The 13,916-nt window shown below is 70.7% G+C and carries 11 protein-coding genes, 2 tRNA genes and 1 pseudogene; 1 reads left to right on the top strand and 13 read right to left on the bottom strand.

The window, feature by feature from the left end:
* Positions 1-104 precede the first annotated feature (104 nt).
* A pseudogene (locus IPK37_07200) lies at positions 105-1,016 on the top strand (recombinase zinc beta ribbon domain-containing protein).
* Here the strand turns inward: IPK37_07200 and IPK37_07195 are convergent.
* The 13 genes from IPK37_07195 to dnaN form a co-directional block, all read right to left on the bottom strand.
* Positions 979-1,051: transfer RNA gene (locus IPK37_07195), tRNA-Ala, on the bottom strand. The pseudogene IPK37_07200 and the gene IPK37_07195 sit on opposite strands and share 38 nt — an antisense overlap.
* A 71-nt stretch (positions 1,052-1,122) precedes the next feature.
* Positions 1,123-1,266, bottom strand: coding sequence for a hypothetical protein (locus IPK37_07190; protein QQS02127.1), 144 nt, complete (start codon positions 1,264-1,266; stop codon positions 1,123-1,125).
* Positions 1,267-1,346: 80 nt separating this feature from the next.
* Entirely contained in the window at positions 1,347-1,820 is a 474-nt protein-coding gene (locus IPK37_07185; protein ID QQS02126.1) for a VOC family protein, read from the bottom strand.
* A 75-nt stretch (positions 1,821-1,895) separates the two neighbouring features.
* Positions 1,896-2,294 carry a helix-turn-helix transcriptional regulator gene (locus IPK37_07180; protein QQS02125.1) on the bottom strand — a complete coding sequence of 133 codons (399 nt, stop codon included), beginning with the start codon at positions 2,292-2,294 and terminating at the stop codon, positions 1,896-1,898.
* A gap of 68 nt (positions 2,295-2,362) precedes the next feature.
* The gene (locus IPK37_07175; GenBank protein QQS02124.1) at positions 2,363-3,466 is read right to left on the bottom strand and encodes an ionic transporter y4hA; all 1,104 of its coding nucleotides are present in this window, start codon (positions 3,464-3,466) and stop codon (positions 2,363-2,365) included.
* A gap of 54 nt (positions 3,467-3,520) precedes the next feature.
* Positions 3,521-3,594 (bottom strand) — tRNA-Ile (locus IPK37_07170).
* Positions 3,595-3,674: 80 nt separating this feature from the next.
* Positions 3,675-4,190, bottom strand: a complete 516-nt coding sequence (locus tag IPK37_07165; GenBank protein QQS02123.1) for a DUF3566 domain-containing protein — start codon at positions 4,188-4,190, stop codon at positions 3,675-3,677.
* Positions 4,187-6,844: a DNA gyrase subunit A gene (gene gyrA, locus IPK37_07160; GenBank protein QQS02122.1), complete on the bottom strand. Its 2,658-nt coding sequence runs from the start codon at positions 6,842-6,844 to the stop codon at positions 4,187-4,189. The genes IPK37_07165 and gyrA overlap by 4 nt, the downstream gene beginning before the upstream one ends.
* Before the next feature lie 58 nt (positions 6,845-6,902).
* Positions 6,903-9,107 carry a DNA topoisomerase (ATP-hydrolyzing) subunit B gene (gene gyrB / locus IPK37_07155; protein QQS02121.1) on the bottom strand — a complete coding sequence of 735 codons (2,205 nt, stop codon included), beginning with the start codon at positions 9,105-9,107 and terminating at the stop codon, positions 6,903-6,905.
* 507 nt (positions 9,108-9,614) lie between these two features.
* Positions 9,615-10,214 (bottom strand): DUF721 domain-containing protein, encoded by a 600-nt coding sequence (locus tag IPK37_07150; protein ID QQS02120.1) that lies wholly within the window; start codon positions 10,212-10,214, stop codon positions 9,615-9,617.
* Entirely contained in the window at positions 10,207-11,487 is a 1,281-nt protein-coding gene (gene recF, locus IPK37_07145) for a DNA replication/repair protein RecF (GenBank protein QQS02119.1), read from the bottom strand. Before recF ends, IPK37_07150 begins: the two co-directional genes overlap by 8 nt.
* Positions 11,488-11,514: 27 nt before the next feature.
* A complete protein-coding gene (gene gnd, locus IPK37_07140) occupies positions 11,515-12,588 on the bottom strand; it encodes a decarboxylating 6-phosphogluconate dehydrogenase (GenBank protein ID QQS02118.1) in 1,074 nt (357 codons plus the stop codon).
* Positions 12,589-12,618: 30 nt separating this feature from the next.
* A complete protein-coding gene (dnaN, locus tag IPK37_07135; protein QQS02117.1) occupies positions 12,619-13,752 on the bottom strand; it encodes a DNA polymerase III subunit beta in 1,134 nt (377 codons plus the stop codon).
* Between the last annotated feature and the right edge of the window lie 164 nt (positions 13,753-13,916).

Below are 13,916 nucleotides of genomic sequence, written 5' to 3'. Positions count from 1 at the left end.
GACGTCGTGTCGGGCAGATCCCATGACCGTCAGTGGGCAGTTCTCACGTCCGCCAGCGGGCAGCTTCGTGGCCGTCTCCGGGCAGTTTCTCGTGGCCGCCGACATACAAGCTACTCACGAACCCGTACTACGCCGGAGTGATCCGCTACAAGGGAGCGCTGCATCCCGGCGCGCACAAGCCACTGGTGGAGCCCGCGCTGTTTGACCAGGTGCAATCGCTGCTGAAGGCGCGCAACGCCAGGATGACGCGACACGTCACCCACGCCCACCACCTGAAAGGCCTGCTGCACTGCGGATCGTGCGGGTCGCGGATGCTGCTGGACTTCGCGACCAACCCGCGCGGCACGACCTACGCCTACTTCGTCTGCTCGGGTCGAGCCGCGAAGAAGACGAGTTGCACTCGGCGCGCGGTTCCCGTGCAGGTTGCGGAACGGCTGGTCGAGGACTCATACGCCTCGATCACGATCAGCGAAGACGACTATCGGCACCTCGCCGCCGAGGTCGACGCTGCCTTCGACAAGCGCAGTGTCGGGCGGGATCAGGAGTTCGCCGACCTCACCGCGAACCGGGCACGTCTGGAGGCCGAGAGCGACAAGCTGCTGGGCGCGCACTTCGCCGACGCCATCGACCTCCCGACGCTCAAGCGGCACCAAGACCGCATCCGGACCGGCCTGGCCGACATCGAGCAGCGCCTCGCCCAGCAGGACGAACAACACACCGGTGGGCGCGCGTTCCTCCACGACAGCCTGAGGCTGCTGACCGACGCGCACCGGGCCTACGCGCGCTCTGACGACGGCAGCAGGAGGCTCGCGAACCAAGCGTTTTACACGCGGCTGGAGATCACCGAAGACGAGCAGCTACGTCCACGCCTCGCAGAGCCATTCGCAACGATCGTCCGCGAGGCGACCAGAGGCAAGGAAGCCGAACGGGAACACTCCACATCTTCCGATGTCGCGTGTTCCCGTAAGACACATTGGGTGGAGCCTAGGGGACTCGAACCCCTAACCCCCTGCTTGCAAAGCAGGTGCGCTACCAATTGCGCCAAGGCCCCTCGCGCGGTCGGCGGTGCCGGCACTCGCCGTACGACCGCCGCGGCGCCACGTTATCGCGACAAACCGGCTTTCACGCCGTCGGGCGGCCCTGCGGCGTCGGCGCCGGATCGGTCACCTGAGCCCACAGGTCCTGCTCCTCCTGCTGCTCCTGGACCTTCCGGGCCACCACGAGGCCCGCCACCACGGCCGAGGCCATCGCTACCAGTCTGCGCATAGGCCAAGCCTACGCGACCAGCCGAGCCGACACCGGCACCCGCCGAGCCGGTGGGCGGCCAACGTCCTGGCAGGCACATCTCAGGCCGTCGGGCTCGGCTGGTTGAACCGGACCATGTTGCCGGCCGGGTCGCGGAAGGCGCAGTCCCGGACGCCGTAGAACTGGTCCGTCGGCTCCTGGAGCACGTCCGCGCCGCTAGCCCGCACCCGTTCGAAGAGGGCGTCCACGTCGTCGATCGAGAAGATCAGCGTCGACAGGAAGCCCTTCGCGCGCAGGTCCGCGATGGCTCGCTCGTCGTCGGCGGTGATGCCGGGGTAGCAGTTGTCGAGCTGCAGCACGATCTCCAGGCCCGGCTGCCCGGGCACGCCGAGGGACAGCCAGCGGAAGCCCTCGGGCGTGGTGACGTCGGTCGCAACGGGCAGGCCGAGGACGCCGTGGTAGAAGGCCAGCCCCGCATCCATGTCGTCGACCAGCACAAACGCGTGGTTCAGGCGCAGCCCGGCGACGGGGGACGTGGTCTGGGTGGTCTGGGCGGTGGTGGTGTTCGTTGTCATGGCCACGACGCTACGCAGCCACCCCGGCCGCGCGCTTCTCCGAAAATGACCGTCTCGATCGTCGTCGGGTCTTCGTCAGCTCGGTCGACGGACGGGCCGGGTCACCCGCTTGGCCACGCATCCCGGGATGCGCAGAAGCCCGGAGTGGTCGGCGGCCCGGTACTCGCTCGGCGTCATCCCCACCAGCTGCGTGAAGCGGCTGCTGAACGACCCCAACGACGTACAACCCACCGCCATGCACGCGTCCGTCACCGACCAGTCCCCGCCGCGCAGCAGCGCCTTGGCGCGCTCGATACGCCGGGTCATCAGATAGCTGTACGGCGTCTCGCCGTACGTCGCCTTGAACGCCCGCTGGAAGTGCCCGACCGACATGTGCGCCTCGCGGGCCAGGGCCGGCACGTCGAGGGGCTCCGCATAGTCCCGGTCCATCCGGTCGCGCGCCCGCCGCAGGCGCACCAGGTCGGCCGCGTCCATGGCCCCAGCCTAGGCGGCCTGCTCCGGCGGCCACCAGCGATGACCTGGACCGTCGCTCCGACCACGTGCTACGGGTTTGCGGCCAGGAACACGAACGCCAGCAGCAGCACCAGATGCACCCCGCCCTGCAGTCGGGTCGCCCGGCCGGGCATGACCGTCAGCACCGACACCACCCCCGTGATCAGCAGCAGGGTGATCTGCACCGAGTCCAGCCCGAGCATGAGGGGCCCGTCTAGCCAGATGGACGCCACCGCGATCGCGGGGATGGTCAGGCCGATGCTGGCCATGGCCGAGCCCACTGCCAGGTTGAGGCTCGTCTGGGCGCGGTTGCGGGCCGAGGCGCGCACCGCGGCCAGCGTCTCCGGGGCCAGGACCAACAGCGCGATGACGACACCGACGAAGGACGCCGGCAGGCCGGCAGCGGCCACCCCGGCCTCGATCGCGGGCGACTCGGCCTTGGCGAGTCCCACGACGGCGACCAGCGAGACGAGCAGCAGAATCACGCTCTTCAGCGCCTCCTTGTCGCTCGGCGGCTCGGCATGTCCCTCGCCGTCCCGCTCGTCCAGCGGCGTGCCGTCCTTGCGGACGGGCAGAAAGAAGTCGCGATGCCGCCGGGTCTGGGTGGAGACGAACATCAGGTAGAGCAGCAGCGAGGCGAACGCGGCGAACGCCAGCTGGCTGGGCGAATACTGCGGTCCCGGCTCCTGGGTGAACCGCGGCAGCACGAGGCCCAGCGTGGCCAGCGTCAGCACGGTGGCGAGGGCGGCGCCCGTGCCCTCCGGGTTGAAGTACACGAGCCGATGCTTCATCGCCCCGACCAGCAGCGATATCCCCACGATGCCGTTGAGCGTGATCATCGCCGCGGAGAAGATCGTGTCCCGGGCCAGCGTCTGGGAGGCCTCGCCACCGGCGCTCATGAGGGTCAGGATCAGCCCCACCTCGATGATCGTCACCGCGACGGCCAGCACCAACGACCCGAACGGCTCGCCGACGCGGTGCGCCACCACCTCGGCGTGGTGGACGGCCGCGAGGACACTCGCGCCGAGGAGGGCCGCGAGGAAGACGACCACGAGCACGGGGAGCTCGCGCCCCCACACGAAGGGCAGCAGCACCGCGCCGAGGGACGGGATGAGGGTGGTCCAGTCGAGAGGAAGCCGCGCTACCTTGCTCATGTCCCTCCCGGAGACAGCGAAAGGCTCCGGCGGGAACCGCCGGAGCCGTCGTCGTGGGCCTAACAGGACTTGAACCTGTGGCCTCTTCCTTATCAGGGAAGCGCTCTAACCGTCTGAGCTATAGGCCCCTGGCTTCGACCGACTGGCTGAAGCGCCTGGCTAGGTTATCGCACGTGGACGGTCGCGCCAAAACGGCTCCGCGGGCAGATCAGTCGTCGGACAGCGTCACCTGCACGCCGCCCAGCAGGGTGGCGCAGACGTTGTAGACGAACGCCGTCAGGGTCGCGATCGCGGTCAGCAGGATGACGTCGATCCCGCCGAACACGACGGCCAGGGCGAGCACCCGCCCGAACGAGAACCAGTCCCCGATGTCGACCTTGTTGCCGCTCTGGGCGCCGGACTGCAGCTCGTTCACCGACTCGGTGATGGTCGAGAAGACGCCCATGCCGTTGAGCATCCCCCACAGGACGGCGACCGCGACGACCGCGGCGATGCCCAGGGCGACCGACAGCAGGAACGAGATCTTCAGCACTGAGAACGGGTCGACCCGCGACAGTGTTAGCTTCACCCGACGGGTCGTGTCCGTTCGGCCCTTGGCCGAGGCGTCGGCCGCCGACGCTGTGGTGGACGTGGTGGCCGTCGCGGACGTCGACTTCGCCGTCGTGGACTTCGCGGCCTCGTCCCGCTCGGACGCCGTGGCGCCCGGTGTGCTGTTCGCCGTCACTGCTCACCTCCGTCGTCGGCACTGCTCCCGGTCACGGTACCGTCCGCGTCGTCCGCGGGCGCCTCGCCATCCTGCTCAGTTACCGAACCGACGTGCGAATCCGCCGGCTCGGCGGACGCATTCGGTCCCGCCGAACCCGGTTCGTCGGCCGCGGGGTCGTCGTCGTCCTCGCTTTCCGCGTTGCGCGCCACGGCGACGATCGCGTCCCCGGGATCGGGCTTGGCGAACTGGACGCCCATCGTGTTGCGCCCCGTACGGCGTACGCCGTCCGCCCGCGACCGCACGATCTTGCCCTTCTCCATGACGACCATGACCTCGTCGTCCTCGGCCACGGTGAGGGCCCCGACGAGGTCGCCACCCCGCTCCGAGACCGCGGCCGCACGCACCCCCAGCCCGGCCCGCCCCTTGACGGGGTAGTCCGACGCCGGGGTCCGCTTGGCCAGCCCATTCTCGAAGACCACGAAGACGTCCGGGTCCTCGTCGTGCGGGATCAGGCTCATCGCCAGCAGCGTGTCCCGGGCCCGGAACTTCATCCCGGTCACGCCGCTCGTGGCGCGGCCCATCGGCCGCAGCGTGTCGTCGTCGGCGTGGATCCGCAGCGCCTGCCCGCCCCGGGAGACCAGCAACAGATCGTCGGCCGCATCGCAGACCCGGGCGCCGACCAGCTCGTCGCCGTCGCGCAGGTTCACCGCGATGAGTCCGCCGCTGCGCGGGCTGTCGTACTCCACCAACCGGGTCTTCTTCACCAGCCCGGCCTTGGTCGCCAGCACGAGATAGGGCTGCACCTCGTAGTTCTCCAGCGCCAGCACCGCCGCGATGCGCTCGTCGGACTGGAACGCCAGCAGGTTCGCCACGTGCTGACCCTTGGCGTCGCGGCTGCCCTCGGGCAGCTCGTAGGCCTTCGCGCGATAGACCCGGCCGAAGTTCGTGAAGAACAGCAGCCAGTGGTGTGTCGTGGAGACGAAGAAGTGCTCGACGATGTCGTCGCCGCGCAGCTGCGCGCCGCGCACCCCCTTGCCGCCGCGCTTCTGGCTCCGGTACGCCGTGACCGCCGTCCGCTTGGCGTAACCCCCGCGCGTGATCGTGACGACCACGTCCTCCTGCGGGATCAGGTCCTCCATCGACATGTCGCCGTCGAACGGGACGATCTGGCTGCGCCGGTCGTCGCCGTACTTGTCGACGATCTCCGCCAGCTCCTCGCTGACGATCGCGCGCTGCCGCCCCGGCGTGGCGAGGATGTCCTCGTAGTCGGCGATGCGGCGGGCGAGCTCGTCGTGCTCGTCGATGAGCCGCTGCCGCTCCAGGGCGGCCAGGCGGCGCAGCTGCATGTCGAGGATGGCCTGGGCCTGCTCCTCGTCGATGTCCAGCAGCGTCATCAGCCCCGACTTCGCGGCGTCGGCGCTCTCCGAGGCGCGGATCAGCGCGATCACCTCGTCGAGGGCGTCCAGCGCCTTGAGCAGCGCGCGCAGGATGTGCATCCGCTCCATGGCGCGCTTGAGGCGGTACTGCGTCCGGCGTACGACGACCTCGATCTGGTGCTCCACCCAGTACCGGACGAACGCGCCGATCGGCAGCGTGCGGGGCACCCCGTCGACGAGGGCCAGCATGTTGGCCCCGAACGTCGTCTGCAGCTGGGTGTGCTTGTAGAGGTTGTTGAGCACGACCTTGGCGACCGCGTCTCGACGCAGCACGATGACCAGCCGTTGCCCGGTGCGCCCGGAGGTTTCGTCGGCGACGTCCGCGATCCCGGAGAGCTTGCCGTCCTTGGCCAGCTCGGCGATCTTGCGGGCGAGGGCGTCGGGGTTGACCATGTACGGCAGCTCGGTGACCACGAGGCAGGTCCGCCCGTTGATCTCCTCGACCTCAACCCGGGCCCGCATGGTGATCGAGCCGCGGCCGGTCCGGTAGGCGTCCTCGATGCCGCGCCGGCCCATGATCAGGCCGTACGTCGGGAAGTCGGGGCCCTTGATCAGCCGCAGGCAGGCCTCGAGGCGCTCCTCCTTGGGGGCGTCCGGGTGCTCCAGCACCCACTGCGCCGCCGCGGCGACCTCGCGCAGGTTGTGCGGCGGGATCTGCGTCGCCATCCCGACCGCGATGCCCGCGCTGCCGTTGACCAGCAGGTTCGGGAAGCGCGCGGGCAGGACGTCCGGCTCGCGGTCCTTGCCGTCGTAGTTGTCGTGAAAGTCGACGGTTTCCTCGTCGATGTCGCGGACCAGCTCCATCGCGAGCGGCATCATGCGGCACTCGGTGTAGCGGGCCGCGGCGGCCCCATCGTCGCCGGCGTTGCCGAAGTTGCCCTGCGGGTCGATCAGCGGATAGCGCATCACCCAGCCCTGCGCGAGCCGCACCAGGGCGTCGTAGATCGCGCTGTCGCCGTGCGGGTGGTACTTGCTCATCACGTCGCCGACGACGCGGGCGCACTTGTTGTAGCCGCGGTCGGGACGGTAGCCCTCGTCGTACATCGCGTAGATGATCCGGCGGTGCACCGGCTTGAGCCCGTCGCGCACGTCGGGCAGCGCGCGGTTGACGATGACGCTCATCGCGTAGTCGATGTAGCTGCGCTGCATCTCCGCGTTCAGGTCGACGGGCTCGACCCGGTCGAAGCCCTGCTCGTCGTCGCCTGGGTCCTGCGGCGGCGTGGTCTCGTCGGTCACGATGCGTCCTGTTCGAGGGGTGGGTCAGCTCGTACGTCGGGGGCGGCGGGCGCCCGGTTCACAGGTCGAGGAAGCGCACGTCGCGGGCGTTGCGCTGGATGAAGCCGCGCCGGCTCTCGACGTCCTCGCCCATCAGCACGGAGAAGATCTCGTCGGCGGCCGCGGCGTCATCGAGGGTGACCTGCAGGAGCACCCGGTGCTCGGGGTCCATCGTGGTCTCCCACAGCTCCTTGGCGTTCATCTCGCCGAGGCCCTTGTAGCGCTGCACGGGTGCTTCCTTCGGCAAGCGCCAGCCCTGCGTCTCGCCCCGCAGTCGCATCTCGTCGCGCTCCCTGTCGGAGAAGGCGAACTCGTGCGGGTGGTTGCTCCACTTCAGCCGATAGAGCGGCGGCTGCGCCAGGTAGACGTAGCCGGCCTCGATCAGCGGGCGCATGAACCGGAACAGCAGCGTGAGCAGGAGGGTTCGGATGTGCATGCCGTCGACGTCGGCATCCGCCATCAGGATGATCTTGTGATACCGGGCCTTGTCCAGGTCGAAGTCCTCGCCGACGCCGGTGCCGAACCCGCTGATCAGGGCCTGCACCTCGGTGTTGGCCATCACCTTGTCGATGCGGGCCTTCTCGACGTTGAGGATCTTGCCGCGGATCGGCAGGATCGCCTGGTTGAACGGGTTGCGGCCGTCCTTGGCCGAGCCGCCGGCGGAGTCGCCCTCGACGATGTAGATCTCGGAGACGCTGGGGTCCTTGGACTGGCAGTCGCGCAGCTTGCCGGGCAGGCCAACGCCGTCCATGAGGCCCTTGCGCCGGGTCGACTCGCGGGCCTTGCGCGCCGCCACCCGGGCCGCTGCGGCCTGCACGGCCTTGCGGACGATCTCGCGACCCTCGGTCGGGTGCCGCTCCAGCCAGTCGCCGAACTCGCTGGTCATCGCGCCCTGGACGAACCCTTTGACCTCGGAGTTGCCCAGCTTGGTCTTGGTCTGACCCTCGAACTGCGGCTCACCCAGCTTCACCGAGATGACCGCGGTGAGCCCCTCCCGGACGTCGTCGCCGGTGAGGTTCTCGTCCTTCTCCTTGAGCAGGTTCTGCTTCCGGCCGAACTCGTTGATCAACCGGGTCAACGCGGCCCGGAAGCCCTCCTCGTGGGTGCCGCCCTCGTGGGTGTTGATCGTGTTCGCGTAGGTGTGCACCGACTCGCTGTATGCCGTCGTCCACTGCATCGCCACCTCGAGGGAGAGGTTGCGCTCGCCGTTCTCCAGCTCGAAGGAGATGACATCAGGGTGCACCGGCTCGCTGCGCTTGCTGGCGTTCAGGTGCGTGACGTAGTCGACCAACCCCCCGTCGTACCGGTAGGTGACCGTGCGCCCCTTCGCCCGCCCCGTCTCGTCGGTGGCGACCTCACCGGCGCGGGCGCTGTCGGCGGCCGCGGCCTTCTCGTCGATCCCAGCCTTGTCGTCGCCCGCCCCGCGGGACTCCCGGTCGTCCGAGCCGGCGCCCCCCGCCGCCCCAGCCATTCCGGACTCTGGCTGGGCTTCGTGCAGCTCCTCAGCCTCCTCCAGCTCGCCCTCGGCGACCTCGACGGCCTGCGGCCGCTCGTCGGTGAGGGTGATCGTGAGGCCCTTGTTGAGGAAGGCGTACTGCTGGAACCGCGCCCGGATGGTTTCGAAGTCGTACGTCGTGGTCTCGAAGATGTCCTTGCTGGCCCAGAAGGTGATGGTCGTGCCGGTCTGGTCGGTCGCCTCCATCTTCTCCAGCGGGGCGACGGGCACGCCGAGCTCGAACGCCATGCGGAAGACATGGCCCTTCTGACGCACCTCGGCCTCGAGCCGCGAGGACAGCGCGTTGACCACGGAGGAGCCGACGCCGTGCAGGCCGCCGGAGACCTTGTAGCCGCCGCCGCCGAACTTCCCGCCCGCGTGCAGCTGGGTGAGCACGAGCTCGACGGCCGACATCCCCTCCTGCGGGTGGATGTCGGTGGGGATGCCGCGGCCGTTGTCGACGACCCGCACCCCGCCGTCGGGCAGGAGCGTGACGTCGACGCGGGTGGCATAGCCGGCGAGCGCCTCGTCCACGGCGTTGTCGACGATCTCCCAGACCAGGTGGTGCAGGCCGCGCTCGCCGGTCGAGCCGATATACATGCCGGGCCGCTTGCGGACGGCCTCCAGGCCCTCCAGGACGGTGATCGCGCTGGCGTCGTAATTCGGATCCGCTTCGCCGGCGGTCGGGGTGCGCGACGGGGGGGTGCGCTCGGCGTGGGACTCGGTCACGACGCTCCTGCCGGATGGGCGTTCACGCTGCGGTCGATGGACCGCGCCGGGCGCCCGAGCGCCTCGGGCGTCGGCGCACGACTCGAGCACGAACGACGGACTTGCTTAGCGTCGACAGTCTACCTGCGCGTCTGGCGTGCCCACGCCAGGCATGGCCCCGGCGAGCCGCGCAGAGGGCCGAACGGGGCCGGTCATGACTCCCCATATCTCACCCGGGTCGTCAGCGCATCTCCGGGGCGCTGACGGATCGCCCGTCCGGCGCTGCTCCCGGGCCGGGTCCTTGGCGCCCGGCGCGGTGCTGTCCCGCAGGTCGGCGAGCAACTGGCTGCAGGGACCGGCACTCAGATGTCGGCAAGGCCGGTTATCCACAGCACGACCGTTCGTGACCTGCCCAAAGGGTGCCATGGCACCAAAAGGGCAGGTCACGAACGGTCAGTAACGCTCGCTTGGCAGGCCCGCCTGGCAGGGTCGCTTGGCGAGCTCGCTCGGGGGGCTTGCGCGGCAGGGTCACCCGTAGGTGTCGCGCGGGCCGCGGCCGCCGGGCGCCGTACGCCGCCCGTGCCGCCAACTCCGCCCGGCCGGGCCGACGACGCGCAGGTCGGTGACCATGCCCTCGCCCACCTCGGCCGCGAGTCGCTCGAGCAGCACCGGGATCATGTAGCGCAGTTCCGTCGCCCAACTGGTCGAATCGGCCCGGACGGTCAGCACGCCGTCCTCGAAGGTCTCGGGGGTCACGTGCTGGGCCACGATCGGGCCGATGACCGCCGGCCAGCGGGCGATCACCGAGCCGACCGCCAGGTCCGCCTGCCAGCCCCGCTCGGCGACCAGCCGGTCCAGCTGCGCCCCGAGCGTGACCGGATCCCGCCCCTCGCCGCTGCGCACCCCGTTCGCCGCCGCTGCGGCCTCCCCAGCGGTGTCCGTGCCGGGCCGACGACGGCGGCCGGTCCGGCCGGAGGCGCTGGGACGAAGCCCCGCCGCCCGGGCCGCCTCCCGAGCCCGGGCCAGCGCGACCGCCGCCGCATCCTCGATGGCCGCACCGTCGCCGGTCTCCTCCGCGGGGTTCGCCGGGGTCGGGTCGTCCGGTGGGGTCGCAGGGTGGTCAGTCATCGCCCGATCCCTCCCCTGGTCGGTCGCCGCCAGGACGTCCCGTCTCGTCGGCCACGATGCCCTCGTCGAGGACGGTTCCCCCCTCGACGCGACACGTCGCCCCGGCGAGCCGACCCGGCACGTCGGCGGGCACCGCCGCGGTGACCAGGACCTGCTCGGCGTCCGCGACGAGCCCGGCCAGCCGCTCGCGGCGCTGGGCATCGAGCTCGGCGAACACGTCATCGAGGATCAGGACCGGGTCGTCGCGCAGGTCGCGACGCAACAGCTGAAACGCCGCGAGCCGCAGCCCGAGCGCAAAGCTCCACGACTCGCCATGGCTCGCGTAGCCCTTGGCCGGCAACGGTCCCAGCCCCAGCAGCACGTCGTCGCGGTGCGGCCCCGCCAGCGTCACGCCCCGCTCCAACTCCCGGGGGCGCTGGGCGCCGAGCGTGCCCAGCAACGCCGTACGCAGCTCCTCCGGCTCCGGCACCACGCCCGCCGCGATCTCCTCCGCGACGTCCTCGGCGAGGCTGGACCGGTACGTCGCCGTCGCCTCCGCCCGCGCGTCGCTCACCTCGTCGTACGCCGCCGCCAGCAGCGGCGCCAGGTCCCGCAGGAGCCGCAGCCGGGCGTAGAGCAGCTGCGCGCCCACCGTCGCGAGCTGGTCGTCCCAGATGTCCAGGGTGTGCAGCGCGGCCGCCGTACGATCAGCATGCCCCGCCGTCCCCGTCCCCGCGCCCCCGTCCGCGGCGCGCGACCCGCGCCGTCCCGGCCGGCGCAGCTCCGGACCCGCCGACTTCAGCAGGGCGTTGCGTTGGCGCAGGATCTTGTCGTAGTCCGAGCGAACGCCCGCCCAGCGCGGCTGGCGGGCCACCAACAGGTCGTCGAGAAACCGCCGGCGCTGTTCCGGGTCGCCCTTGACCAGGCCGAGGTCTTCCGGGGCGAAGAGCACCGTGCGCAGCGCACCGAGGACCTCCCGCGGTCGGCTGACGGGGGATCGGTTGAGACGCGCGCGGTTCGCGCGGCCCGGGACGATCTCCAGCTCGATGAGCTGTTCGCGGCCGTCCCGCACGACCGCCCCGCGAACCACCGCCCGCTCGGCCCCGAATCGCACCATCGGCCCGTCCTGGGCGACCCGGTGACTGCCCAGGGTGGCGAGGTATCCGACCGCCTCGACGAGGTTGGTCTTGCCCTGCCCGTTGAGGCCGATCAGCGTGGTGACGCCCGGCTCCAGGCGCAGTTCCGCGGCGGAGTAGCTGCGAAAGTCCGCCAGGGAGAGGTGCCGGAGGTACACCGGGCGCGGGGTCCTGGTCCTACCGGATCAGTTCGTCGGGCCCGCACCGGAGGTGGGACCGGCATCCGCGGCGCCCCCGCCGGTGCCGGGGGTCTCGCCGCTGCCCGAGCTCGGCCCCGCGTCGGCCGGGTTGCCCGCCGGGGCCAGGGTCTCGCCCTGGGCGCCCTGGTTGCCGCGATCGGCCTTGGGCTCGGCCGCGTGGTTGACGTCGACCTTCTCGTTCTTCTTGGCGACAGCGTGGCCACCGAACTGGCCGCGCAGCGCGCTGACCATCTGCATCGCCGGGCTCTCCTGCTGGCGGGAGGAGAACCGCGCGAACAGCGAGGCCGCGAGGACCGGCATGGGTACGGCGTTGTCGATGCCCTCCATCAGCGTCCAGCGGCCCTCGCCGGAGTCCGGGGTGAACTCGTCGATGTCCTCCGGGTGCGGGGTCTCCTCCAGCGCCTTGACGAGGAGGTCCAGCAGCCAGGACCGGACCACGGTGCCTCGAGTCCAGGCCTTGAAGCAGGCGTGCACGTCGGTGACGAGGTCCTTGGCCTCGAGCAGCTCCCAGCCCTCGGCGTACGCGTGCATCAGGCCGTACTCGATGCCGTTGTGCACCATCTTCGCGTAGTGCCCCGCACCCACCTCGCCGGCGTGCGCGAACCCCTCGTCGCGGGGGCCTTCCGGCCGCAGCGCGTCGAAGATCGGCATCAGCCGGTCCACGTTCTCGGCGCTGCCGCCGCACATCAGGCCGTAGCCGTTCTCCAGGCCCCAGATTCCCCCAGAGACGCCACAGTCGACGTAGCCGATGCCCTTGGCGTCCAGGAGCGCCGCATTCTCCGCGTCGTCCTTGTAGTAGCTGTTGCCCCCGTCGACCACAAGGTCCCCGGGGTCCAGGATGTCGCCGAGCGCCGCGATGGTCTGCCGGGTCGGGTCGCCCGAGGGCACCATGACCCACACGGCGCGCGGCGCGGTCAGGGCGTCTTTCAGGCCCGCGAGGTCGGGCACGTCACTCACATCGGGATTGCGGTCGTAGCCGATGACCTCGTGCCCGGCGCGGCGCAAGCGCTCGCGCATATTGTGGCCCATCTTGCCCAAGCCGATCAGTCCAAGCTGCATGACGTGGCCCTTTCGGGGTCTGCTGGTGGCTCAGCCGGCGAAGCGCACGGGCATGAGGACGTAGCGGTAACAGGTGTCCGGGGCGCCGTCGGCCTCGACCTGGCCGCTGAGCACCGCGGGCCGGCTCGGCTGGGTGAAGGCGAGCCGGGAGTACGACGTGCCCACGGCGTGCAGCCCGTCGAGGAGGTAGTGCGGGTTGAAGGCGATCTCGATCTCGGGTCCGGTCAGGGTGCACTCCACGGCCTCGGAGGCCTGCGCGTCGTCGCCGGTCCCGGCGTCGATGGCGACCTGACCGTCGGTGAACCGCAGCCGGACGGGGGTGTTGCGCTCCGCCACGAGCGCGACGCGCTTGACGGCCTCCACCAGCGCGCCGGTCTCCACGACCGCCTCGGTGTCGACCGAGGCCGGGAAGATCGAGGCCACCTTCGGGTATTCGCCGTCGAGAAGGCGGGACGTCGTCCGTCGTTGCCCGGCCTCGAAGCCGATGAGCCCGTCCCCGCCGGCCGCGTCGCCGAGGGCGATCTCCACGGACGCGGCGGCGCCGAGCGCCTTGGCGGTCTCGGCGAGGGTCCGGGCCGGGATCAGCAGCACGGCCGCGGCGGAGGTGTCGCGCGGGTTCCACTCCAGTTCCCGCATGGCCAGGCGATAGCGGTCGGTGGCCAGCAACGTCATGGTCGAGCCGTCGATCTCGACGCGCACGCCGGTGAGGATCGGCAGCGTGTCGCTGCGGTCGGCCGCCACCGACACCTGAGCGACGGCCTGGGTGAACACGTCACCGGGCACCGACCCGCTCGGCTCTGGCGACACGGGCAGGCTCGGGTATTCGTCGGTCGGCATCCGCAGCAGGCTGAATCGGCTCGACCCGCACGTCAGCTGGACCTTGTTGCCCTCCGTGTCCACGTCGATGGGCCGATCCGGCAGGTTGCGCGAGATGTCGGCCAGGAGCCGGCCGAGGACGAGGACCGAGCCCTCCTCGGCGACATCAGCCGGGACGGTGATGCGCGCGGAGGTCTCGTAGTCGAACGCCGACAGCGTCAGACTTCCCGAGGCGTCCGCCTCGAGCAGCACCCCCGCGAGGACCGGGACGGGCGGACGGTTCGGCAGGCCGCGCGCGGCCCAGGTGACGGCCTCCGCGAGGACGTCGCGCTCCACACGGAACTTCACTTGTCTCTCCGCCTCTAGTCCTGCGTTCAGTCGTGCTGTCGTCCGGGCACCTCAGGGCGCGGGCGCCACCGGGTGCCCTCCGACTGTAGTGCCGAGAACACCCCTGGCCAATCGTGCACCGGCGGGACCCGCTTGTCCTGTCCGGCCCGCTGGGGATGGGCGTG

Source organism: Austwickia sp. (assembly GCA_016699675.1).
Taxonomy (GTDB): Bacteria; Actinomycetota; Actinomycetes; order Actinomycetales; family Dermatophilaceae; genus Austwickia.
Note: the sequence above shows the minus strand (reverse complement) of the source record. Positions and strands in the feature narration are given on the sequence as shown.

Excerpts from the sequence above, each read along its gene's own strand:
- IPK37_07190 (QQS02127.1), bottom strand. The coding sequence starts at position 1,266 with ATGCGCAGACTGGTAGCGATGGCCTCGGCCGTGGTGGCGGGCCTCGTG.
- IPK37_07185 (QQS02126.1), bottom strand. The coding sequence starts at position 1,820 with ATGACAACGAACACCACCACCGCCCAGACCACCCAGACCACGTCCCCC.
- IPK37_07180 (QQS02125.1), bottom strand. The coding sequence starts at position 2,294 with ATGGACGCGGCCGACCTGGTGCGCCTGCGGCGGGCGCGCGACCGGATG.
- IPK37_07175 (QQS02124.1), bottom strand. The coding sequence starts at position 3,466 with ATGAGCAAGGTAGCGCGGCTTCCTCTCGACTGGACCACCCTCATCCCG.
- IPK37_07150 (QQS02120.1), bottom strand. The coding sequence starts at position 10,214 with ATGACTGACCACCCTGCGACCCCACCGGACGACCCGACCCCGGCGAAC.
- gnd (QQS02118.1), bottom strand. The coding sequence starts at position 12,588 with ATGCAGCTTGGACTGATCGGCTTGGGCAAGATGGGCCACAATATGCGC.